Below are 23385 nucleotides of genomic sequence, written 5' to 3' on the forward strand. Positions count from 1 at the left end.
GTCGTGTCCCCGGTGCCGATCCGCCACAGACCGGTTTAGGGCGAGGACAGTTCTTGGGCCAGGGAGGGGAACCCCGCCGCGCGCAGGCGTACGACGGGGAACTGGGCGCGGCCGTCGCGCGGGCCCAGGAGGGTGACGAGGCCGCGTTCGCGGTCGCCTACCGGCTGGTGCAGCCCGGGCTGCTCGGCTATCTGCGCGGACTGGTCGGCGACGACGCCGAGGACGTGGCGTCCGACGCCTGGCTGGAGATCGCCCGCGACCTCGGACGGTTCAAGGGCGACGGGGCGGGCTTCCGCGGCTGGACCGCGACCATCGCCCGCCACCGGGCGCTGGACCACCTGCGCCGGCAGCGGGTACGGCCCCGCTCCTCCGCGCTGGAGCAGGACGTACTGGAGCTGCCCGCCGCGCACACCACCCACGACCAGGCCCTGGAGTCCCTCTCCACCGGGGAGGCCCTGGAGCTGGTCCGCGGGCTGCCCCGGGACCAGGCCGAGGCGGTGCTCCTGCGGGTCGTCGTCGGTCTCGACGGCCCCGCCGCCGCCCGCGTCCTCGGCAAGCGCCCCGGCGCGGTGCGCACCGCCGCGTACCGCGGGCTGAGGCGGCTCGCCCGCCAACTCGGCGACCGGGGTGTGACGGATGGCGGGTCCGGGACGCTGGGGGAGTCGAAATGAACGTCGGCGGCCGTGTCGGCGGCCACGTCGGCGCGAACGCCGGCGACGGTCGGCACGTAGGCCGGCACGACGGCAGGCACCAAGGCCGGCACGACGGCAGGCACCAAGGCCGGCACGAAGGCCGGAAAGAGCGGCGAAGCGGACGATGAACGCCGAACTGAACAGTGACGACGACGGCGAGAGCGACAGACCCGGCCGGACGCGCGGCAGGGGTCGGAGACGGAACGGGAAGCGGACATGGGTGAACTGCTGAGCGACGACGGGGCGCCCGGCCGCCGTCGGCACCCGCACCCCGCCGCCGCGGTCTCCGGCAGCCGCCACCAGGGCGCCGTGTCCGAGCCCGGCGGGCCGGGCGACCTCGACGAGACCGCGATGCGGGACCTGCTCGCCGCCGTGCTCCGCCCCGAGCGGGTGGACGCCGAGGGGGAGACCCGGGCCGTGGCCGCGTTCCGCGCCGCCCGGGACGCGGGGGCGCACCGGGCGCGGACCCGGCGGCGGGACGACTGGCGGCCGCGCGGGAAGCGCGGTCCGGCGCGGTCGCTCAAGGGCGTGCTCTCCCTGTTCGCGGTCAGCCTGACGCTGGGCGGGGTCGCCTTCGCGGCGATCGGCTCGGGCGGGTCCGGCCCGGAGGAGTCCGGCGAGGACCGGCGCCGCGGCGTTCCCACCCGCGGCACCCCGGCGCCGGACGCCGGCGGCACCACCGCCACCCCGCCGGCCGGCACCGTCCCGGCGCGGCCCGGACACCCGCTCACCGCGGCCGGCACCGAGGCCCACTGCCGGGCGTACGAGCGGGGCGAGGGCCGCGGCAACGCCATGGCGGCGCCGGCCTGGAAGCGGCTGACCGAGGCGGCGGGCGGCCCGGAGAAGGTCGCCGAGTACTGCGCACGGCAGCAGCAGCGGCGGCAGGGCGAGGGGGCGGGCGCACCGACCCGGACACGTGAGCCCAACGGCCGGGCGTACCCGAAGGCCCCGTCCCCGCCGGACACGGCGGCCACCCCGGAGGCCCGGCCGACCTCGCCCGAGGGCCGGTCGGGGCAGCGCGGGCGGGACAAGGCGACCGGCGGTCAGGGCGGCTCGTAGCGGGGCAGCGCCGGGCGCCGGGGCGCCGGGGCACGCGCGTGGTGCCGCGTTACGGGGCGTGGTGCCGCGTTACGGCGCGACAGGCACCCGCGCCAGGGGACCGCACCCCCACCCGAGGGACCGCACCCGCCCCCGAGCGCCCAGACCCGCGCCGGTCTTGAACGGCCGAGGCTCGGAGAGCCGCCCGGTGCGAGGGACGGGGCTCCACCGACGCCCGGCCGAGGCAACGGCCGGGGCCGCCACCCCCCACAGGAGAGGCCCCGGCCGTCGCGCGGCACGGGCCGCGCGGCGGCCCGTACTAGTTACAGCGCCGCCGGTGCGCTTCGTGTCACACCCCGGCACCCACCCCCGCGCACCCCGCTCGCGTCACGAGTTAGTTGCATCTTCTACGTATCTTCCGGGGACATGGACGGGGAGCGGTTTCAGGTCGTAACGTGCCATTCGCACCGGACCGCGGACAGGTGAAAGACAGAGCGAAGTGGCAGACGCCCGCGCGCAGGCGGCGCCGGTGAGGCGCAGAGGGAGTGCGGTGCTGGGGGACGACGCCGAGTTGACGGCAGCGGTGCTTGCGGCACAGGACGGGGACGAGACCGCGTTCCGTACTGTGTACCGCTCGGTGCACCCGCGGCTGCTCGGATACGTGCGGACGCTGGTCGGCGAACCCGACGCCGAGGACGTGGCGTCCGAGGCCTGGCTCCAGATAGCCCGGGACCTCGAACGGTTCAGCGGTGACGCGGACCGCTTCCGCGGCTGGGCCGCCCGCATAGCCCGCAACCGCGCCCTGGACCACATACGCATGCGCGGCCGCCGCCCCGCCATCGGCGGCGACGAGACGGAACTGACCGGCAAGCCCGCCGAGTCGGACACCGCCGGCGAGGCCATCGAGGCGCTGACCACCGACCGCACCCTCTCCCTGATCGCCCGGCTCCCGCAGGACCAGGCCGAGGCCGTCGTGCTGCGCGTGGTCGTCGGCCTGGACGCCAAGACCGCCGCCGAGACGCTCGGCAAGCGGGCCGGCGCGGTCCGCACGGCGGCGCACCGCGGGCTGAAGCGACTGGCCGAGCTCCTCGGCGAGAGCGGCGGCGATCCGGAATCCGCGGGCGTGCTCGACGCCGTGCCGCCCCCGCGAGAACCGCGCCGCCGCGCGGTGACGTCCGCGAGTGTGACGCATACGCGCCCGCGGACGCAGAAGGACATGTGATGGCCGACGAGCAGTACAGGTGGCTGGACCGTGAGACGGCGGAGCGTTTGCTGCGCGGGGAGTCACCGGACGCCGTCGGCCCGGACGCCCGCGACCAGGCCGAACGGCTCGCCCAAGCGCTCGGCGCGCTGGCCGCGACCCCCCCGCTGACCAGCGACGAACTGCCCGGTGAGGCCGCCGCGCTGGCCGCTTTCCGCAAGGCCCGCGCGGAGCGCGACGAACACCACGAGACGCTCGCCGGACCCGCCCGCACCCGCCCCTCGGACGCCGGCCTGTTCCGCATCGGCGCCCGCGCGGACGGCCGTACGACGGACGGCGCCCGCCCGCGCCGAGGCCGCCCGCTGCGCCTCGCGCTGGCCGCCACGCTGGCCGCCGGCATGGTCGGCGGGGTCGCCTTCGCGGCCGGAACCGGAGTCCTGCCGACGCCGTTCGGTGACACCGAGCCGCGACCCGCCGCCTCGGTGTCCGCCGCCACCCCGGACCGCCCGCTGCTCACGCCCACCCCGGACGGCACCCGCGGCGGCGCCGGTGCCGCGAAGCCGGGCACGGGCGCCGCCTCCGGGGAGCGGGGCGAGGGCGGCACGCAGAAGGGCCGGGACGGCGAGGACCGGGCCACCCCGTCCGGCGGTGCCGGGCGCTCGTGGAGCGAGATCGCCTCGGCGTGCCGGGTGGTGCGCGACGGCCGGAGCCTGGACGCCGGCCGCCGGCGGGTGCTGGAGGGCGTGGCGGGCGGCTCCTCGCGGGTGGGCCGGTACTGCGAGAACGTGCTGCGGGGCCAGGGCGGCGCGACCTCCGGGGGCGACACCGGCGGTTCCCTCGCCGGCGCCACGGGCGGTGCCCTCGCCGGGACCACCGGCTCCGGACAGGGCCAGGGCCAAGGCCAGGGCCAGGGCAACGGCGACTCCGCGAGCGGCGGCAACGACGCCGGCGGCAAGGGCAACGACGGCAAAGGCGACGGCAAGGGCGAGGGCAAGGGCGACGACGGCCATGGCACGGGCCGCCCCGGCGGCAACGGTCACGGCGGCGCCGGCGCGGGCGAGAACGGCTCCGGCCGGCAGGAGAGCCGGAGCCTGCGGGACCCGGAGCCCCTCCAGGACCCGGAGCACCGGTCGGACCCGCACGACTCCCGCGCCTCCGAGGACTCCTGGGGCGGCCGCGTCTCACCGACCCCCCAGCCCTCCCTCACTCCTCCCTACACAACCCGCTGACCTGCGGTTTTCCTAAGTCCCGAATTTTTTTCCGCGAGGGTGTGACACTTTCGGCCGCGACGGCGCAGTAAAGAGTGAGCCGACTGGTCATCGGCCGTCGCACGGAGCCGGGGTTCCCCCCGTACCCACGGCTCGTGCACACGGCGCGGGCGGGACACGTTCCCCCGGTCCCGCCCGCGCCCCGCAATCCCCCTCCCACCGCCCGGTACGCGCCCGGTGCCACGCGCCACGCGCGCTCCCGCGCGTCCCACCGGATCCCGCTAGATCCCACCGGATCCCACGGGAGGGCGCACCTCGTCTCACCAGTGGATGACGACCTTGTCGCCGGTCCGCACCTGAGCGAACACCTGCGCGATCGCCGCCTCGTCCCGCACGTTCACACAGCCGTGCGAGGAGCCCGCGTAGCCGCGGGCGGCGAAGTCCGCCGAGTAGTGCACGGCCTGGCCGCCGCTGAAGAACATCGCGTACGGCATCGGCGCGTCGTAGAGCGTGGAGTGGTGGTGCCGGGACTTCCAGTAGACCTCGAACGTGCCCTCGCGGGTCGGCGTGTACTCCGAGCCGAAGCGCACCGGCAGGGTCGTCACCGTCCGCCCGTCGGTCATCCAGCGCAGGGTGCGGCTGGACTTGCTGATGCACAGCACCCGGCCGGTCAGACAGCGGGGGTCGGGCGCGTCGGCGGGCTGGCCGCCCATCAGGTACAGCTCCCAGTGGCCCGGCTCGCGGGTCATCCGCAGCAGCCGCTCCCAGGTGACGGTGTCGGTCCGCCCGGTGCGCGGCAGTCCGCGCTTGCCCTGGAAGCCCTCGACGGCCCGCTCGGTCAGGTCGTCGTACGTCCCGGTCGGCCCGTCGTACAGCCAGGCCACCTGGCGCAGCCGGGCCTGCAGCTCGCGCACGTCCCGGCCGCTGTCGCCGCGCGACCACAGCACCGGGGCGGGCGGTGCGGCCGGTCCGGCGTCCCCGGGGGCGGCGGCACCGCCCGCCGGTGCGGAAGCGGGCGCGGAAGGGGGCGCGGGGGAGGGCGCCGGGGCCGTCGCGGTCACCTCGATGCGCACCGGCCCGCCGCCCGCGCCGCCCGCGCCGGTCGTCTGCGGCTCGCAGCCGGCGGCCCCCAGCAGCGCGGCCAGCGCGGCCAGCGGCGCGACCGCCCGCCGTCTCCCTGTCGTACGCATGACAGCCCCCCTCGGCGTTCCGGTACCCCTCCGGTGTCACCTGTCATGTTCCCCGCGCGTGACGCCTCGCGAACGGCGCGGCATCGTTGTGAGGAAGGTCCCAGCGTGGGGCCCTCCACCCGGCGCACCGGCCGCCGCTACAGTCCGTCGCGAGGGTCGATACGTACTGGCGAGTAACTGGCACACGAGCAACTGGCGATCAGAGCGCGCGAGCGCTCGGCGGGAGGCAACACCATGGCGCGCGAGTCGGAGTCCGGACTGCCCATCGAGCCGGTCTACGGACCGGACGCCCTGGAAGGCTGGGACCCCGCCGGGAAGCTGGGCGAGCCCGGCGCGTACCCGTTCACCCGCGGCGTCTACCCGACGATGTACACCGGCCGGCCCTGGACCATGCGCCAGTACGCCGGCTTCGGCACGGCCGTCGAGTCCAACGCCCGCTACAAGCAGCTCATCGCCAACGGCACCATGGGCCTGTCGGTCGCCTTCGACCTGCCCACCCAGATGGGCCACGACTCCGACGCGCCCATCGCGCACGGCGAGGTCGGCAAGGTCGGCGTCGCCATCGACTCGGTCGACGACATGCGGGTGCTGTTCGACGGCATCCCGCTGGACAAGGTGTCGACGTCGATGACGATCAACGCCCCGGCGGCCCTGCTGCTGCTCCTCTACCAACTCGTCGCCGAGGAGCAGGGCGTCAGCGCCGACAAGCTGACCGGCACCATCCAGAACGACGTGCTGAAGGAGTACATCGCGCGCGGGACGTACATCTTCCCGCCCAAGCCCTCCCTGCGCCTGATCGCCGACATCTTCAAGTACTGCAGGGCCGAGATCCCCAAGTGGAACACCATCTCGATCTCCGGCTACCACATGGCCGAGGCCGGCGCGTCCCCCGCCCAGGAGATCGCGTTCACCCTCGCCGACGGCATCGAGTACGTGCGCACCGCCGTCGCGGCCGGCATGGACGTCGACGACTTCGCGCCCCGCCTGTCCTTCTTCTTCGTCGCCCGCACGACGATCCTGGAGGAGGTCGCCAAGTTCCGCGCCGCCCGCCGGATCTGGGCCAGGGTGATGAAGGAGGAGTTCGGCGCGAAGAACCCCAAGTCGATGATGCTGCGCTTCCACACCCAGACCGCGGGCGTGCAGCTGACCGCCCAGCAGCCCGAGGTCAACCTGGTGCGCGTGGCCGTGCAGGGCCTCGCGGCCGTCCTCGGCGGCACCCAGTCCCTGCACACGAACTCCTTCGACGAGGCCATCGCGCTGCCCACGGACAAGAGCGCGCGGCTCGCCCTGCGCACCCAGCAGGTCCTCGCCTACGAGACGGACGTGACGGCGACCGTCGACCCCTTCGCGGGCTCCTACGTCATCGAGAAGATGACCGACGACGTCGAGGCGGCGGCGATCGAGCTGATGCGGAAGGTCGAGGACCTCGGCGGCGCGGTCGCCGCCATCGAGCACGGCTTCCAGAAGAACGAGATCGAGCGCAACGCCTACCGGATCGCCCAGGAGACCGACTCCGGCGAGCGGGTCGTGGTCGGCGTCAACCGCTTCCAGCTCGACGAGGAGGAGCCGTACGAGCCGCTGCGCGTCGACCCCGCCATCGAGGCCCAGCAGGCCGAACGCCTCGCCAAGCTGCGCGCCGAGCGCGACCAGCGCGCGGTGGACTCGGCCCTCGCCGCCCTGAAGAAGGCCGCCGAGGGCGAGGACAACGTCCTGTACCCGATGAAGGACGCCCTGAGGGCCCGCGCGACGGTCGGCGAGGTGTGCAACGCCCTGCGGGACGTGTGGGGGACGTACGTCCCGTCGGACGCGTTCTGACGTACGGAACGCGCGTGAGGAGTGTCGCACCCCCGTGCCACACTCCTCTCCATGTTCGGTGTCATCGACCTTCCCACCTACCTGGCAGGCCTGGTCCTGATCGTCCTGCTCCCCGGGCCCAACTCGCTCTACGTGCTGTCCGTGGCCGCGCGCAAGGGCGTGCGGACCGGCTACGCGGCGGCGGCCGGCGTCTTCACCGGCGACACGATCCTGATGACCCTGGCCGCGCTCGGCGCGGCCTCCGTGCTCACCACCACACCGCTGCTCTTCCTCGTGGTGAAGTACGCCGGTGCCGCCTATCTGGCCTGGATGGCGTACGGCATGCTGCGCTCGGCGTGGGCCCTGTGGAAGACGCGCGGTGAGCGGGCGGCCGCCGGCCCGCCCGCAGCCGTCCCCGCGGACGACGAGCGCCCCTACCGCCGCGCCCTGGTGGTCTCCCTGCTCAACCCGAAGGCGATCCTCTTCCTGATCTCCTTCTTCGTGCAGTTCGTCGACCCGGACTACGCCTACCCGGCGCTGTCCTTCCTGATCCTGGGCGCCCTGCTGCAGACGGCCAGCTTCCTCTACCTGTCGCTGCTGATCTTCGGCGGCACCCGGCTCGCCGACGCCTTCCGCCGCCGCCGTAGCCTGGCCGCGGGCGCCACCTCGGCGGCGGGCGCCCTGTTCCTCGGCTTCGCCGTGAAACTGTCCCTGGCGAGCCCCTGACCCGCGCGCCTCAGCGCGGCGTCCGCCCGCGCCTCAGCGCAGCGCCCGCCGCAGCCACGGCGTCGCCCGGTCCTCCACGTACCGGTTGAGCAGGCGGGCCAGCACCAGCATCGTCACCAGCGTGGCCGTCAGGGTCAGCCAGGACGGCAGGGCCAGCTCCTGGTGGAAGACCTCGACGGCCACCCAGCCCAGGTGCTCGTGGACGAGGTAGAAGGGATACGTCAGCGCGCCCGCCGTGGTCAGCCACGGCCAGTCCGCCCGGCGCAGCCACCCCAGCGCCACCGCCAGCACGGCGAGGAAGCCGAGCGTGACGATCAGGACGATCACCGAGGCCGAGCGGTAGGAGAACTGGCCGGGGCTCGGGCTGTGCCACAGCGCCGCCACGGCGTAGTGCTGCCCGGTCAGCCAGCTCACCGCCACGATGCCCCAGGCGAGCGCGTCCCGCCGGTCGCGGTGCAGCAGGTACAGGCCGATGCCGCCGATGAAGAACGGCGCGTGCTCGGGCATCAGCACCAGGTCCAGCAGCGGCTCGTCGGCGGCGTCGGCGATCGCCGCCGCGAGCGTCCACACCGCGCAGAACAGCACCACCCGCCGCCGGTTCGCGCCCGGCACCACCACGCACAGGGCGAACAGCGCGTAGAAGCGGATCTCCACCCACAGCGTCCAGCACACACCGAGCACCCGGTCCGCGCCGAGCGGCTGCTGAAGAAGCGTCAGGTTCAGCAGCGCGTCGCTCGGCGAGACCGCCGCGAACGCCACGCCCGGCAGCGCGAACACCACCGTCACCAGCACCACGGCCACCCAGTACGCGGGCATCAGCCGGGCCGCGCGGGAGGCGAAGAAGGAGCGCAGCGGCCGGCCCCAGCCGCTCATGCAGATGACGAAACCGCTGATCACGAAGAAGACCTGGACGCCGAGACAGCCGTAGGCGAACCACGAGTGCAGGGTCGGGAACTGCTGCTTCGGCGAGGAGCCCCACGCCTCGGCGATCTCGCCGCCCCGGCCGCCGTAGTGGTAGAGCGCGACCATCAGGGCGGCCACCAGGCGCAGCCCGTCCAGCGCCCGGAGCCGGCCGCGTGCGGCCGGCGGGTCCGTGAGCGCCGTGGTGCCCGGCCGGGCCGGGCGCACGATCGTCTCGGTCACCCTCACGCTCCTCGCTTCGTACGCACGCCGGTCACGCGGCGCGCAGATACGCCGACAGGGCGGCCTTCCCCAGGTAGGTGAAGCGCGTCTCGCCCGCCAGGTGCTTGTCCAGGGCCTCCTTGATGCCGGGCCACTTGGGGTCGCCGTAGTCGTCGAGGACGATCACGGCGCCCGGGGCGGCGATCCGCTCGGCCCACTGGAGGTCGGCGAGGACGCCCTCGGCGGAGTGGTCGCCGTCGACGACGATCACGCCGTAGGAGCGGTCCGAGACGGCCGCCCGGGTCTCGGGGTCCTCGGAGAAGCCGCGCTGGATCCGGGCGGCGGCGCCCGCCGGGCCGGCCAGGGCGAGGTTGGTGCGCACGGCGTGCTCGTCGACCGGCGCGCCGGTCGGGTCGGGGCGCTGCGGGGTGCCCGGCTGGAGCTGCACCCCGGCGAACGGGTCGACGATCGTCACACCGGGGCTGCGGCCGTCGCGCTCCATCATCCGGATCAGCCCGGTGGAGAACATGCCGTAGAGCGTGCCGATCTCGAGTATCTCGTCGTTGTCCGGCGGCGCGAGCAGGGGGATCGTGCCGAGCTTGCCGCAGATGTTCATGGTGCCGCCGGCGATCCGGCCGACGCCCAGCGACTCCAGCGCGACCAGCAGCCGGAACGCGGTGGCGACGTTGCGGACGGCGGCGTCCCGGTCCCCGACGAGGGCGGCCACCTCGTTCTGCAGCCGGTCCAGGGGGCCCTGGTGCACGATCCGCGACAGGCCGCGCGCCCGCGACCCGAGCAGCAGGTCGAGGGTGAGCTGATGCCGCTTCATCAGGTCCACGGCCTCCGCCAGTCGTTCTCTGTCGGCCGCGTCCCGGGCCGCCGCGGAGCGCAGCCGCCGTTCGATGCGCTGGTCGATGAGGTCGGCGACCGGCCGCAGCAGACGCCGGGAGGCCGGACTGGTGAGCAGGGAGCGGCTTTTCATGGAACCGAGAACCTCAATCCGTCGGGAGTCGGTCGGAGTGGTGCGGTCCGATCACGGGAGCCAGGCTAGGTCGGCGGCATCCGGGGCCAAGGCCCGCGGAGCGACCGCTCGGTGAACAACAGGCGAACGCGGTCAGCCGAGCAGGCGCCGCAGCCTCAGCCGGCCCCACAGCAGACTGGTGGCGAACGACAGGACCATCACCGTGATCACGAGACCGGCCAGCAGGAGTCCCGCCACCGGCCCGCTCAGGTCCGGCGACACCAGGGGCCGGACGATCTCCTCCACGAACAGCACGTGCACCATGTACGCGCCGAGCGCGGCGCCGGCCAGCCTCTTCAGCCGCGGCCGCCACGTCTCCGGCACCCGCACCCGGCTGACCAGGAGCAGCACACAGATGCTCATCACGGCGACGAACAGGTGCGCGTTGGGCATCACGTAGTGGACCTGCGTGTTGTACCAGAGGCTTCCGGCCATCGTCAGCGGCAGCAGCACCAGCAGCAGTCCGCGCCACCGCGCGCCGAGGCGCGGCAGGGAGAACAGCAGCGCCCCGCCGACCGCGTACACCAGCGAGTAGGTGCCGAAGCCCCAGGCGACGGAGGGCAGTTCCCGGCCGGTAACCTCGGAGAGGGTGGTCATCACGCTCGGCAGCACCGCGATGCCCAGGAGGACGGCGCCCAGCCGCCAGGGCCGCTGCCCGGCCCGGATCAGCATCGCGAAGGCCAGCAGCACGATGATGGGGATGTACGTGTACATGAACCACAGGTGGTACGCGGGCTGCACGGAGCCGAAGAGGGAGTCGGCCGCCAGCTCGGTCATGGGCTCGTCGTTGCGGTTCCGCAGCCAGGCCCACACCAGGTAGATCGCCGTCCACACGAACAGCGGCACGGTGTTGCGGACGATCCGCTTCCACATCCTGCCGGTGTCGCGCGGCGGCGCGCCGACCAGGACGGCCCAGCCGGCGATCGCGAAGTACATGGGGACGGCGTACGGGTTGACCGCCTCGGCCACATGCCCCGCCCAGTACGAGCCGGCGCCGTTGGCCGGGTCGTTGCGGGTCGCCAGGATGAACTGCGCGCCGACGTGCCCCAGCATGATGGTGGCGGAGCAGATCAGCCGCATCAGGTCCACGTCGTAGCGGTGCTCCCGCTCCCGCGCGGGCTGCTCGGAGGTGGCCTGTCTCTGCTGCGGCAGGAGTACGGCTGCTGTGTCGTTGCGCACCGCGCACCTTTCCTGGGGGATGGCTGAGGACGTCGGAACCGGGGCGACGGGCCCGCTACTTGCGGGCGCCGCCGCGGCGCATCGCCCGTCGCACGACGCGCCTGGCGCGCCGCACCCGGACCCGGGCGCGCGCCTGCGGGCGGCTGCCGGGCAGGCCCAGCTCGGCCAGCCGCAGCTCGGGGAAGTAGTGCGGAGGGCTGTCCGCCAGATGCTCGTGCAGCCAGGCGACCGTCGGCTCCCGCAGGCTCCGGTACGTCTCGGGCTGCATGCAGAAGCCGATGGCGCGCACCAGCGGCGGCAGCGACGCGGGGGCGGCGCCGAGCACGGCCGGTGTCCCGTCGCGCTCCAGGTCGGGCACCAGGTGGTCGACGACGGCCAGCGGCACCCGGTTGCTGTTGGCGTACGGCTTCAGGCGGTTCATCACCAGCGCGGTCCCCACCCGGCCGACGGGCACGCCGTAGTAGGCGGAGGCGGTCACCATGGCCGTCGAGAAGCAGCCGACGACCAGCTCGGGCCGGGCGTGGTGGTACAGCGTCTCGGCGAGCAGCGGCGCGTCCAGCACGGTGAGCCGGACACCCGCCTCCGCGGCCGCCTTGCTCAGCGCCGCCGAGTAACTCGCGGGAGCCGTCGGGTGCGGCTTGAAGACCACCGACCGGTGCCCGGCCCGGGCGGCCCCGGTGAGCATCCGGACGTGCAGGTCCTCCTCCTCGTCCGCGCTCAGGATGTCGATGGCCGCCAGATACTGGCCCAGCAGCACCGCCGTCGGCTTCTGCGCCAGGACGGGCGCCAGCCGCGGGTCGCCGGCCGCGTCCTCGGAGATCTCGTCGAGCACCCGGCGGAACGCGGCGTCCGGGACGACCTCGGGCTGGACCCCGAACTCCGACAGCAGCAGCGGCGTCAGACCGGGGATCAGGTCGAGGTGGAGCAGGCGCCGGATGCGCCAGCCGATGGTCAGCGGAAGCCTGTTGCGGGTCGGTCCGTAGCTCATCAGGCCGTCCGCGTACACGTGGACGGCGGCCTCGGAGAAGATCGCCGCCAGGGCGCGGCCCGGGCTGACCTGGATCGACTCCACGGCGAGATCGATGCGGTCCCGCTCGCCGATGCCCCAGGCGAGCCGGAACGCCCTCTGCCAGATCACCGTGTCGTTCCCGCGCGGGCCCCAGCTGCTGGGGTGGTACGGCCGGATCGCCTCGTTCCAGCTGACCACGCTGTCGAACCGGCCGGCTATGCGCGCGTAGCCGTGCATCTCGTCCAGCCGCAGCGCGGTCTCCGGTACCGCCGCGTTGTTGGAGACGAGCAGGATGCGCCGGGCCTCGCCCCGCGGCCCGAACAGGCCCGCGTCGAGCGCCGCGGCGAGGGTGGCCGCCCCGTACAGGGTCGACACCTGGAAGATCTGGGTGGTGTGGGGCATGGATCAGGCAGCCTTCCGCCCGTCACGCAGGCGGCTGAGCAACCTGCCACGAGTCCTGTCGATGGTTCGGAGGGTCTCCTCCAGGGCCTCTTCGGGCATCCGCCGGAGCGCGGCGGTCGCCTCGCGCCGCAGCCGCTGGGCCGCCACCGGCTCGTACTCGTCCGCCTTGCCCATGTGGAAGGCGATCATGGCGCAGTAGGTGCGCACGGCCTTGAGGAGGAAGCGGCCGGACTCAGGGTCGTCCATGACGTCCCGCAGCAGCATGTCGTAGGCCGGGAAGAAGTCCAGCTGCCGGTCGTCCTTGATCTGGGTGAGCGAGGTGGCCACGCCGCGCCGGTAGAAGACGCCGTGCAGGCCCACGGAGGCGTAACTGCGGGCCGTCAGGTGCAGCCGCCAGATCCACAACCGGTCCTCGGCGGTGCGCAGTTCGGTCGCGAAGCGCATCCGGCCGTCGTCGAAGAGGTGGCGCCGGTAGATCCCCGCCCAGACGAAGGGATAGTCGACCATGGTCTCCATGTCGGCCGGCGCGATGCCGTCCCGCGGGTCCATCACGGCCTCGCGCACCCGCGCCGGAGGCCGCCGGATCACCCGCTCCCTCCCGGTGACCTGCACATGGTCGGTGCGGGCGAAGTCGCAGCCCAGCTCCTCGATGGCGGACACCAGCGCGGCGAGATGGCCGGGGCCGTACCAGTCGTCGCCGTCGAGGAAGGTGAGGAACTCCCCGGTCGAGGCGTCGATTCCGCTGTTGCGGGCCTGGGCTATTCCCCGGTTCCGCTCGTGCCGTATCACCGTCACGTGCGGGAGTTTCGCCCTCCAGTGGTCGATCACCGACGGCGTGGAATCGGTGGAACAGTCGTCGACGATCACGAACTCCACGTCGTCGTCCGCGTTGTTGGCGAGACTCCGGAGCGTACTCTCGGCGAATTCCCCGACATTGTGCATGGGGACGACGACGGACAGCTTGGGCACGGGGCTCTCTCAGGGGTGAAGGGCGGCTATTAGAACAGGCTAGCTACGACTCCTGGGAAAGCGGTGTCGTGCGAGACGCGGAAAGGTGAATTCCCTTCTCGGAGCGCGTGAACTCTCGGTGTCTCACGCCTGTCCGAAGATCTCCCCGAGTTCCCGGAGGTTCGACCGGGTCGTCTCCCACAGCAGGTCCTGGGCGGCGTGCACGTCCGCCACGGCCGCCGGGTGCGCGTCGAGGACCGCGCCCGCCCGCTCGGCGAGCCGCGGGCCCAGCCACCGGTCGTGCACGGACAGGCCCCACTCCGGACGGCCGATGTCGGCCAGGAAATAGGCGAGTTTGGGGTGCGAGACCAGACTGAGGATCGGCGTGCCGCAGCCGAAGGGGATCATCCCCGCGTGGCCGCGCATCCCGATCACCAGCCGCGACCGGCCGTACAGGTCGCGGATCGCGTCGTTGGACAGGTCGTACAGCCGCTCCACGGGCAGCGCGACGCCGTGCTCCCGGCGCAGGTCGTGCACGAACCGCTCGTCGTCCGGCATGTGCGCCGCGTACCGCACGTCGGCCCGCTCGCGCAGGTCCCGCAGCGCGACGGCCATCTGGCCGAGGAAATGACCGTAGTCGTGGCCGAAGCGCAGGCCCGCGCGGTCGTAGGCGCAGTTGACCAGGACGGTGTCGGCGCGCGCCGCCGGGTCGGTCCAGCCCGGGACGAGCCGCCGGGCCACCGTCGTCGGGCAGGGCTGGTAGCGCACCCGGTCGCGCAGCGCGGCCGGCAGCAGGTCGCGGACCCGCTCGATGGAGCCGTGGTTGCGCAGCCCGAAGAACGCCGACCGCTCGACCAGGGCCCGCAGGCTCTCGGCGAACCGGCCGCGGCGGTAGCGCTGCCCGTCGAACACGTTGTAGCCCACCGCGAACACCGCCAGCGGCGCGGTGATCCGGGCCAGCACGTCGTCGGGGATGTTCCACTGCCAGTGGCTGTTGCCGTTGGGCGAGGTGTCCGGCAGGAAGAGCCCGCCGCCGCCCACGACCACCCCGCGGCGGGCGTTGAGCCGCGCCAGCGCCGCCTCGTCGACCAGCCGGTGGACCGGCTGCGGGTACCAGCGGCGCGGGCCGGTGTCCGGGCCGAAGCACAGCCGCACCGCCTCGGGCAGGACGCGGTCCCCGGCGTTCTCCCGGCCCTCCGCGAACAACGCCACGTGCGCCAGCTGCCCGCCGGCCGGGCCCGCGTCGGCCGGCTCCGGGCCGGCGGCCGGCCGGGTGCGGACGAACCAGGCGTGGCACCCGGCGTCCGTGGGGTCGGCCTCCAGGCCCTCGCGGGCGTAGCGGCGCGCGTCCTCGTCCCGGCCGAGGATCCAGGCCAGGCGGGCCAGCTGGGCGAAGGCGCGCGGCGCGACGTCGGGGGAGGCCGCCGCCAGCAGCAGGTGCGCCTCCGCCTCGTCGTAGCGGGACAGCGCCATCAGGCACAGGCCGAGCGTCTCCTGGCAGCGCGGCGCGTCCAGCCGGTCGCCCAGGACCGGGGCGAGCACGTCGACGGCCTCGTCGTACCGGCCCTGGCGGCGGTACCCGTCGGCGACGGTGCGGGCGAGGTCCAGGGAGGGACGGGCGCGCAGCAGCGGCGGCGCGAGGTGCGCGAGGAGATCCGGGTGCTTGGCGCCGGGCAGGGCGCGGTAGGCGGCCCGGAACTCGTCGTCGCCCATCGCGAAACGGCGCCGGGCCTCGGCCGCCGGGCCGGGTGCGTCCTCGCCGGACGGGCCGGTGAAGCGCAGGACGGCTACCCGCGGGGGCACGGGCAGGTCACCGTGGAGCCGGTGGGCGAGGAAGTCGTACCGGGGGTCGACGGGGACCAGGAGGTCACCGAGGACGGACTCCAGGCCGCCGGGGCCGCCGTGGCCGGTGTCGCCACCGCCACCGCTGCCGCTGCCGTCGCCGCCGTCACCGCGGTCGCCGAGGGCATCGGCCAACCGCGCCGCCAGGTCCTCGTCCACGTCGGCGCGCTGGAGGACCAGCAGCCCGTCAGGCCGGACGCACCACCGCTCGCCGGCCGCCCCGCCGTCCAGCACCTGCCGTACGGCGCCCACGCCGTGGCGCAGCCGCAGCAGCTCGCCGACGTCCCCCAGGACGACCATGGCCGGGGTGAGGGCGACGACGGTGTCGTAGCCCTCCAGCCGGACGACGTCCCCGCGGCCGTCCGCCCGGCGCGGGACGATCCGCGGGTGCAGCGCGCGCAGCGCGTCGAACGCGGAGGCGGGCAGGCCGGGGTGCAGGACCACCACGTCCTCGCACACGCCCGGATTGGTCAGCGTGAGGCTGCGGACCAGCGTGGCGACCTCGGGCAGGCGGTCCGCGCCGGTGTGCACGGCGAAGGCGATACGGCGCTTGCCGGTGACGGTACTGCTGTCGTCCGCGAAGGCACGCGCGGTGGCCGGGTGGGAGTGGGGCGGGTGGGTCATCGCAGGGCGATCCTCGTCTTGCTGTCGTCGGCACGCGTCGCACGGTCCATGACCCAGGCGGCCTCCCGCGGGCGCAGCGCGCCGGGCGACGCGAAGCCGAACAGGTCCAGGCGGGAACCGGCGTCCAGGAAGTCCAGGAGCCGCACCAGGGTGAAGGCGGTGGTCGTCCCGCCGTCCCAGCCGGCCTCGCCCAGCAGCGCGGGGTCGCTCAGCGGCCGGCGCAGCGAGGCGTCACCGATGTGCTCCTGCGCGCCGGGCGCCAGCCGCTGCCGGACGGCGCGGCGCCACGCGGGGGCCGGGTCGCCGAAGACCAGCCGGACGCCCGCGGCCTGCGTCCAGGCGGGTCCCTCCCACGGGGCGGCGCCGCGCAGCGAGACGGCGTGCACGTCGGTGCGTTCGCCGGTGCCCCGCGCGTGGAGGCGGAACGCGTCGCAGCGCATCACGACGTCGTAGCCGTCGATCTCGGCGCCCAGCGCGCTCGCGGCGACCTCCTCGGTGTTCGCGACCAGGCACACCGTGCGCCCCGCGACCAGCGCGCGCAGCCCGCTGACGTCGATCGGCGTGCCGCAGCCGGGCGGCGGCACGGCCGGGGCGTCGCGCTCCACGAGCCGCCGGTACGCGCCGTACAGCCCGAGCAGGCGCCGCACCCGCGGGTGGGCCATGCCGTACTGCGCGACGCGCGCCCGCACGAACGCGGCGACCTCGTCCGCCACCTGGGCGGTGGTGGCCGCGGTGGTGGCGGCCGGCGGGGTGGGGGCCGTCGTCGTGGCCGTGGTCGGCTCGCGCAGCGCGGACTCCGCGTCCGGGAACAGCGCGAGGGCCGCCTGCACGCACTCCCGCCGGCGCCGCAGCGTGGCCGTCCTGCGGACGACCTCCGCCGAGGCGCCGGCGCCGTCCCCCGCCAGCGCGAGGTGGCGCTCGTAGCACTCCAGTGCTTCCGCGTCGCGGCCGAGCGCGTCAAGGGCCAGGCCGCGCAGCCGCCAGGCGCCCTTGGAGCGCCGCCGGAGGCGCGTCGCCGCGTCCGTGATGGTCAGGGCGAGAGCGGGCCCGTCCTCGCCGCCGGCCTCCAGCGCGCGCTCGGCCGTCCGCAGCAGGGCGTCGAAGGGATCGGCACCGGAGGCGCCGGGGGAGTCCGGGGTGTCCGAAGCGGCCGGGGCGGCGAGGGAGGCCGCGAGGACGCCGACCGCCCGCACGAGCCGGGCGTGCGCGGGAGCGGCCTGGTCGCCGCGCGCTGTGAGGAAGTCCCCGCACGCACGGATGGTCCGGGCGTACAGGTCGAGCCCGGCGGTCTCCTTCTGCCGTGGCTTGAACAGTCCCGCCAGGGGGTTCGTCATGTGTTCCACCGTTCGCCCGGCAGCACACCGGATCGTTCGAAGGCCGGATCGCGCGGCGGGCCGGATGGGTTCGACAGGCCGGATCGCGCGACGGGCCGGACCGTTCGCCTCCTCCGAGCCGGAGGCCGAACCGTTCGGCCGGACGCCGAATGTGCCCCAAGGCACCCGGGCGCGGGTGCCTTTCCGGTGGCCGCCAGGTGAACACTCTCCACACGGTCAGACTCAGCGGCGCACGGCCTGCGAGGCCGGCGGCACAAGGCCCGCAAGGCTGACGGCGCAGGGCCTGCAAGGCTGACGGCGGCGGCTCGCAAGGCCGGTGACGCGTCGCCCGCACAGCCGGCGCCGCACGGCCCACGAGGTCGGCGCTGCGCGACTCGCAAGGCTGAGGGCGCGCGGGCCCGCGTGGCCGGTGCGTGTGGCCCCCGCGTGGCCGGTGGCGTGTGGCCTGCGAGGCCGGCGGCCCACGGCCCGCGAGGCTGACGGCGCGCGGCCCGCGTGGTCGGTGCGTGTGGCCCGCGAGGCCGGCGCCGCACGGCCCGCGGGGCCAGCGGCGCGCCGCCCACAAACTCAGCGGCGCGCCGCCCGCGAGGCCGGCGCCGCGTGGCCCGCGGGCTCAGCGTCGTACGGCCTTCAGGATCGCCCGCCCGCGGTGCGCCACCCGGCGGGCGGTGGCGTTGCGCGGCAGGAACGCCAGCCGCTGCGGCAGCCCGCCGGGCAGTCCCAGCGCGGTCAGCCGGCGCCGCTTGAAGTAGTGCTGGGTGCGCGGACCGAAGTGCTCGGCCAGGAACCGTTCGGCCGCGGGCCGCAGACCGGGGTGGATCTGCGGCTGCATCGCGAAACTCATGGCGGTGACGAGCCCTTGGAGCAGCTCGCGGGGGAGTGCCCGCTCCTCGTCCCGGCCGTCGGACTCCAGGTCCGGCAGCAGCGCGTGGGCGAGGGCGACGGGGACGCGGTTGCTGTTCTGGAACGGCGCCAGCCGGTCCAGGAGCATGCCGGTCCCGACGCGGGCGACGGGCAGCCGGTAGAACGCCGACGCGGTGAACAGGGCCGTCGAGAAGCAGCCGACGACCAGCGCGGGCGCCGCCTTCTCGAACAGCACCTCCGCCAGCACCGGCGTGTCCAGCACGGTCAGTTCCACGCCCAGCTTCTCCGCCTCGCGTTCCAGCGCGTGGCTGTGGCTCGCCGGGGCGGTCGGGTGCGGCTTGAAGACGATCGTGTGGTGCCCGCGCGCCACCGCCCCCCGCATCATCCGCACGTGCAGGTCCTCCTCCTCCTTCGGGGAGAGGATGTTCAGTGCGGACAGGTACTGCCCGAGCAGCAGCGCGGCGCCCTGCGGCACCTCGGGCAGCTCCCCGGCGGCGTCGGCGAGGCCGCCGAGCACCTTCAGGAACGCCTCCGCCGGCACCACCCGCGGCTCCACGCCGAACTCGGTCAGCAGCATCGGCGTCAGGCCCGCCACCAGGTCCAGGTGGAGCAGCCGCCGCACCCGCGTGCCGACCAGCGGGTCGAGTTTGTTGCGGGTGGGGCCGTAGCTCATCAGGCCGTCGGCGTAGACGTGGACGGGGGCGTCGGTGAAGATCTGCGCGAGGCCGAGCGCCGGGTTGACCTGGAGGGATTCCACGACCAGTTCGACGCGGTCCTCGCCCAGGTCCCACAGCTGCCGCAGATAGCGCTCGAACAGCGGCAGGTCGTCGGAGCGCGGCTGCCAGGCGCCGGGGTGGAAGGGGCGGATGGCCTCGTTGTACGACAGCACGTCGCCGAAGTGGTGGCGCAGCGCGGCGAAGCCCGGCATCTCGTCGACGGCCGGGGTGGTCTCCGGCGTCGCCGCGTTGTTGAACACCAGCAGCACCCGCCGGTCCGGCTCCGCGAAGCAGCCGGAGTCCAGGGCGGCGGCGAGGGTGGCCGCGCCGTACAGCGTGGAGACGCAGAAGATCTGGGTGGTACGGGACATCAGGCCGCCGCCTTCGCTGTGGTGATCCGCCGCCGCAGGCGCCGCAGCCTGGAGGCGCGCTGGAAGTCCATGGTGTCGAGCACGTCGCCGAGCGCGTCCTGCGGCATCCGCCGGATCGCCGCCGCGCTCATCGCGCGCAGCTGCCTGGCCACGGACGGCTCGAACTTCTCGATCTCCGACAGGTGGTGGGCGATGATCGCGCAGTAGGTGCGCACCGCCTTCGGCAGCAGCCGGTCCGCGTCACGGTCCGCGGCGGTCTCCCCGATCACCTGGTCGAAGGCGCGGATGAAGTCCAGCTGGCGCACGTCACCGATCTGGGTGAGCGACCCGGCGACCCCGCGCCGGTAGAACACGCCGAGCAGCCCGACCACGGCGAACGACTCGGCCTCGCGGTGCAGCTTCCAGATCCAGGGGCGGTCCTCGGCGGTGCGCAGCCCGTCGGTGAAGTGCAGCAGGCCCTTGTCGAGCAGCCGCCGGTGGAAGACGCCCGCCCAGGCGTACGGGTAGTCCACCGAGGTGGTCCGGTCGGCGGGCAGGATCGCCTCGCGCGGGTTCAGCACCTCGCCGCGCCGCCCGACCGGCACCCGGTGCACGGAGCGGGCGCGCGCGGTGGCCTGCACGTGGTCGGTGCGCACGAAGTCGCAGCCCAGCTCCTCGATGGCCGCGACCAGCTCGCTCAGATACCCGGGGGCGAGCCAGTCGTCACCGTCCAGGAAGGCCACGTACTCGCCGGTCGCCGCGTCCAGCCCGGTGTTGCGCGCGGTGGCGAGCCCGCCGTTCTCCTCCCGGTGGATGCAGCGCACCCGCGCGACCTCGGAGAGGTCCCCGGCCGCGCGTTCGAGAATGGCCGGTGTCTCGTCCTTCGATTTGTCGTCGACCAGGACGAACTCGAAGTCGGGCCGGGCATTCGCGCGAAGGCTCCTGAGGTTGTCCGGGGCGTATTGCTGCACGTTGTAGAACGGCACGATCACGGAAAGCTTTGGCACTCGAGAAACCCTAGGAGGCGGCCCGGCCGCGGGCCTTTCCGGTGGCCGTACCAGGGGTGAACTCCATGTGTCGGAACGGTGCATGCCGTGTACTTTCCCGCCCGCCACAAGCCAGTTCGGCTCTCGGTGGGGCGCTGTTAACTTTTTGTTGAGTCCCGGTTGGGCCACAACACGGAATCGCTTCCTAGCGTCTTGGACGTGCCACCACGTACAACGAAGCCCCCACGCGTAGCGGTGCTCGCGGACTCGGACACCCGCTGGAAATGGGGTGCGCTGACCGCGCACCGCATCGCCGCGGGCCCGCCCGCGGAAACCGCCCCCGGGGAAGGGGAGCCGGCCGCGCCCGTCCTCGACGGGTTCCTGCTGCGCGGCCGGGCCACCCCGACCCCGCGCCAGCTCGCCGAGGTGGGCGTGCGCGCCGACTCCCTGCGGGAGGTGACCGCCGTCGAGTTCCTGCGCACCATGGCGCGCGAACCGTACGACGTGCTCGTCCTCGCCCTGGTCGGCGGCGGCGTGCAGGCGATGCTGCACGGCCTCAAGCGCGTGTGGGAGGACCGCCCGAAGCGGCCCGTCGTCGTCACCGGCTACGTCGGCGTCGTCTACGAGAAGCTCGCCGACGGCCTGCTGCTGCGGCACGGCGCGGACCTCGTCCTCGCCAACTCCCGCCAGGACGCCGACCGTTTCCGGGCCGTCTACGACGGGGTCGGCGCGGACTCCTCCGCCGTGACCGAGGTGGCACTCCCGTTCCTCGGCGGAGCCCCGTACGCCGGTGAACACGACCCGTACACGGTCGTCTTCGCCGCCCAGCCGTCCGTCCCGGACCGCCGCGCGGACCGCGCCTACCTGCTGGAACGGCTCGTCCGGCACGCCCGGCTGCACCCCGGCCGCGAGGTGCTGCTCAAGCTGCGCTCCAAGCCCGGCGAGCACACCACGCACATCGAGGAGCTGCCCTACCAGAAGCTCGCCCAGAAGCTCGACCTGCCGCCCAACTTCCGGCTGGTCTACGGCAACATGGGCGAGGTCCTGGACCGCACCGACCTGCTGGTCACGGTCAGCTCGACCGCCGCGCTGGAGTCCCTGCACCGCCGCATCCCCACCGTCGTCCTCACCGACCTCGGCGTGCGCGAGGTGCTGGGCAACCACCACTTCGTCGGCTCCGGCTGCCTCGCCTCCTGGGACCAGCTCGACGCCGGCCACCGGCCCGACCCGGACCCCGAGTGGGTGGCCCGGCAGGGCGTCGCCGCGGACGGCGAGTACGCGACCGCCTTCGACGCGGCCCGCGCCCGCATCGCGGCGCTGCTCGCCGCGGACGCGCTGCCGCCGCTCACCCCCTACTACACCCCGGCGACCGCCCCCGGCTACCTGCCCGGCATCCTCGCCCGCCACCACCTCGGCCCGGACGGCACCCCGCTGCCCGGCGCCCCCGCCCACGACAGGGAACCCGGCCCGGTCCGGCAGATCGTCCGCCGGGCCGCCCGCGGCGCCTACCGGCACGGCGTCCAGCGCGTGGCGCCCGTGATCCGGCGGATGGGCGAGCTGTGAGCGGGCGCCTCGCCGGGAGGGACGCGCGGCGACGTCCGTCTCACGCGGCGCCGTCGAGGCCGGCCGTGCAAGCCCCCGCGCCCCCAGGGGCGCGCCCGTCACTCACCTCTGCCCAAGGAGTGCAAGCCATGTCCGACTCGCAGGCCGACGCGGCCGACGCGGGTGCCGCGATGCGCCGGGTGCTCGCGGTGATCCCCGCGCGCGGCGGCTCCAAGGGCGTGCCCGCGAAGAACCTCGCCCCGGTCGGCGGCGTACCGCTGGTCGCCCGCGCGGTCCGCGAGTGCCGCGCCGCCCGCCTGGTCACCGACGTCGTCGTCTCGACGGACGACCAGGCCATCGCCGAGGCCGCCCGCGTGGCCGGCGCCGAGGTCGTGCTGCGCCCCGCCGCCATCGCCGGCGACACCGCGACCTCCGAGGCGGCCGTCCTGCACGCCCTGGACGCCCACGAGGCCCAGCACGGCTCCCCGGTCGACGTGGTCCTCCTCGTCCAGTGCACCAGCCCCTTCCTCACCCGCGAGGACGTCGACGGGGTCGCCGCGGCCGTCGCCGAGAACGGCGCCGACACCGCCGTCACGGTGGCGCCCTTCCACGGCTTCGTCTGGCGCGACGGCGACACGCAGGAGGACGGCGGCCACGGCGTCAACCACGACAAGGCGTACCGCCCCCGCCGCCAGGACCGCCCCCAGGACCTGCTGGAGACCGGCGCCGCCTACGCCATGGACGCGCCCGGCTTCCGCGAGCACCGGCACCGCTTCTTCGGCCGCACCGAACTGGTGCGCACCGACCCCGCGCGCGTGCTGGAGATCGACGACCCGCACGACCTCGCCCGCGCCCGCGCCCTCGCCCCGCTCTTCGACGCGGACAGGCCCGGCGCCCTCCCGACCGCCGGTGACATCGACGCGGTCGTCCTCGACTTCGACGGCACCCAGACCGACGACCGGGTGCTGATCGACTCCGACGGACGGGAGTTCGTCTCCGTGCACCGCGGCGACGGACTCGGCATCGCGGCCCTGCGCAAGGCGGGCCTGAAGCTGCTGATCCTGTCCACGGAACAGAACCCGGTCGTCGCCGCCCGCGCCCGGAAGCTGCGGCTCCCGGTGCTGCACGGCATCGACCGCAAGGACCTCGCGCTCAAGCAGTGGTGCGAGGAACAGGGCATCGCGCCGGAGCGCGTGCTCTACGTCGGCAACGACGTCAACGACCTCGGCTGCTTCGCCCTCGTCGGCTGGCCGGTCGCGGTCGCGAGCGCCCATGACGTCGTCCGCGGCGCCGCACGCGCGGTCACCGCCCTCCCCGGCGGTGACGGCGCGATCCGAGAGATCGCCGGCTGGATCCTCGGACCCTCTCTCGACTCTCCTGCCCCCCTCACCAAGTAAGGAACGTCCTGTCATGAGCACCAACTCCCGCCTGCGCACCCTCGGCACCCGCGAGGTCGGCCCCGGCCGACCCGTCTACATCACCGGCGAGATCGGCATCAACCACAACGGCGACCTCGAGAACGCCTTCCGGCTGATCGACGCCGCCGCCGAGGCGGGCTGCGACGCGGTCAAGTTCCAAAAGCGCACCCCCGAGATCT

At 74.3% G+C, this 23385-nt stretch carries 18 protein-coding genes and 1 pseudogene; 9 read left to right on the plus strand and 10 right to left on the minus strand.

Translation table 11 applies throughout. The annotated features are described in order from the left end of the window. The first annotated feature begins 53 nt into the window (after positions 1–53). The 4 genes from G7Z13_RS21800 (at position 54) to G7Z13_RS21815 (ending at position 4160) form a co-directional block, all read left to right on the plus strand. On the plus strand, positions 54–671 hold the full coding sequence (locus G7Z13_RS21800; RefSeq protein WP_166001803.1) for an RNA polymerase sigma factor: 618 nt from the start codon (positions 54–56) through the stop codon (positions 669–671). A gap of 237 nt (positions 672–908) precedes the next feature. Continuing rightward, positions 909–1751 (plus strand): hypothetical protein, encoded by an 843-nt coding sequence (locus G7Z13_RS21805; protein ID WP_166001805.1) that lies wholly within the window; start codon positions 909–911, stop codon positions 1749–1751. Between the two features lie 529 nt (positions 1752–2280). Beyond that, entirely contained in the window at positions 2281–2952 is a 672-nt protein-coding gene (locus G7Z13_RS21810) for an RNA polymerase sigma factor (protein ID WP_166001807.1), read from the plus strand. After that, positions 2952–4160, plus strand: coding sequence for a hypothetical protein (locus G7Z13_RS21815; protein WP_166001809.1), 1209 nt, complete (start codon positions 2952–2954; stop codon positions 4158–4160). Before G7Z13_RS21810 ends, G7Z13_RS21815 begins: the two co-directional genes overlap by 1 nt. Before the next feature lie 299 nt (positions 4161–4459). On the opposite strand, the gene G7Z13_RS21820 is transcribed toward G7Z13_RS21815, so the two are convergent. Further along, positions 4460–5329 carry a L,D-transpeptidase family protein gene (locus G7Z13_RS21820; RefSeq protein ID WP_166001811.1) on the minus strand — a complete coding sequence of 290 codons (870 nt, stop codon included), beginning with the start codon at positions 5327–5329 and terminating at the stop codon, positions 4460–4462. A gap of 234 nt (positions 5330–5563) precedes the next feature. Between G7Z13_RS21820 and G7Z13_RS21825 the strand changes: the two genes are divergently transcribed. After that, a complete protein-coding gene (locus G7Z13_RS21825) occupies positions 5564–7144 on the plus strand; it encodes a methylmalonyl-CoA mutase family protein (protein WP_166001813.1) in 1581 nt (526 codons plus the stop codon). Between the two features lie 51 nt (positions 7145–7195). Beyond that, positions 7196–7849 (plus strand): leucine efflux protein LeuE, encoded by a 654-nt coding sequence (gene leuE, locus G7Z13_RS21830; RefSeq protein WP_166001815.1) that lies wholly within the window; start codon positions 7196–7198, stop codon positions 7847–7849. Positions 7850–7882: 33 nt separating this feature from the next. Here leuE and G7Z13_RS21835 read toward each other — a convergent pair whose 3' ends face one another. The 9 genes from G7Z13_RS21835 to G7Z13_RS21875 all read right to left on the minus strand — a co-directional run bounded on the left by G7Z13_RS21835 (position 7883) and on the right by G7Z13_RS21875 (position 20267). Beyond that, positions 7883–8980 carry an acyltransferase gene (locus G7Z13_RS21835; protein WP_240926521.1) on the minus strand — a complete coding sequence of 366 codons (1098 nt, stop codon included), beginning with the start codon at positions 8978–8980 and terminating at the stop codon, positions 7883–7885. A gap of 43 nt (positions 8981–9023) precedes the next feature. Next, positions 9024–9953: a class I SAM-dependent methyltransferase gene (locus G7Z13_RS21840; protein WP_166001819.1), complete on the minus strand. Its 930-nt coding sequence runs from the start codon at positions 9951–9953 to the stop codon at positions 9024–9026. Between the two features lie 132 nt (positions 9954–10085). After that, the gene (locus G7Z13_RS21845) at positions 10086–11171 is read right to left on the minus strand and encodes an acyltransferase (protein ID WP_166001821.1); all 1086 of its coding nucleotides are present in this window, start codon (positions 11169–11171) and stop codon (positions 10086–10088) included. Between the two features lie 55 nt (positions 11172–11226). Beyond that, the gene (locus tag G7Z13_RS21850; protein ID WP_166001823.1) at positions 11227–12582 is read right to left on the minus strand and encodes a polysialyltransferase family glycosyltransferase; all 1356 of its coding nucleotides are present in this window, start codon (positions 12580–12582) and stop codon (positions 11227–11229) included. Positions 12583–12585: 3 nt separating this feature from the next. After that, positions 12586–13551 (minus strand): glycosyltransferase family 2 protein, encoded by a 966-nt coding sequence (locus G7Z13_RS21855; RefSeq protein WP_166001825.1) that lies wholly within the window; start codon positions 13549–13551, stop codon positions 12586–12588. A 123-nt stretch (positions 13552–13674) separates the two neighbouring features. Further along, positions 13675–15996 (minus strand): polysaccharide pyruvyl transferase family protein, encoded by a 2322-nt coding sequence (locus G7Z13_RS21860; protein WP_166001827.1) that lies wholly within the window; start codon positions 15994–15996, stop codon positions 13675–13677. After that, positions 15993–17330, minus strand: a complete 1338-nt coding sequence (locus G7Z13_RS21865; protein WP_166001829.1) for a tetratricopeptide repeat protein — start codon at positions 17328–17330, stop codon at positions 15993–15995. The genes G7Z13_RS21860 and G7Z13_RS21865 overlap by 4 nt, the downstream gene beginning before the upstream one ends. 613 nt (positions 17331–17943) lie before the next feature. Continuing rightward, the gene (locus G7Z13_RS21870) at positions 17944–19281 is read right to left on the minus strand and encodes an alpha-2,8-polysialyltransferase family protein (protein ID WP_166001831.1); all 1338 of its coding nucleotides are present in this window, start codon (positions 19279–19281) and stop codon (positions 17944–17946) included. Further along, a complete protein-coding gene (locus G7Z13_RS21875; RefSeq protein WP_166001833.1) occupies positions 19281–20267 on the minus strand; it encodes a glycosyltransferase family 2 protein in 987 nt (328 codons plus the stop codon). The genes G7Z13_RS21870 and G7Z13_RS21875 overlap by 1 nt, the downstream gene beginning before the upstream one ends. Before the next feature lie 198 nt (positions 20268–20465). On the opposite strand from G7Z13_RS21875, the gene G7Z13_RS21880 reads away from it, so the two are divergent. The 3 genes and pseudogenes from G7Z13_RS21880 to G7Z13_RS21890 form a co-directional block, all read left to right on the plus strand. Then, positions 20466–21809, plus strand: coding sequence for a DUF6716 putative glycosyltransferase (locus G7Z13_RS21880; protein WP_166001835.1), 1344 nt, complete (start codon positions 20466–20468; stop codon positions 21807–21809). Between the two features lie 128 nt (positions 21810–21937). Continuing rightward, on the plus strand, positions 21938–23185 hold the full coding sequence (locus G7Z13_RS21885) for an N-acylneuraminate cytidylyltransferase (RefSeq protein ID WP_166001837.1): 1248 nt from the start codon (positions 21938–21940) through the stop codon (positions 23183–23185). After that, positions 23109–23385 (plus strand): annotated as a pseudogene (locus G7Z13_RS21890) (N-acetylneuraminate synthase); the annotation flags it as partial. The gene G7Z13_RS21885 and the pseudogene G7Z13_RS21890, both read left to right, overlap by 77 nt.

It is taken from the genome of Streptomyces sp. JB150 (assembly GCF_011193355.1).
Taxonomy (GTDB): domain Bacteria; phylum Actinomycetota; class Actinomycetes; order Streptomycetales; family Streptomycetaceae; genus Streptomyces.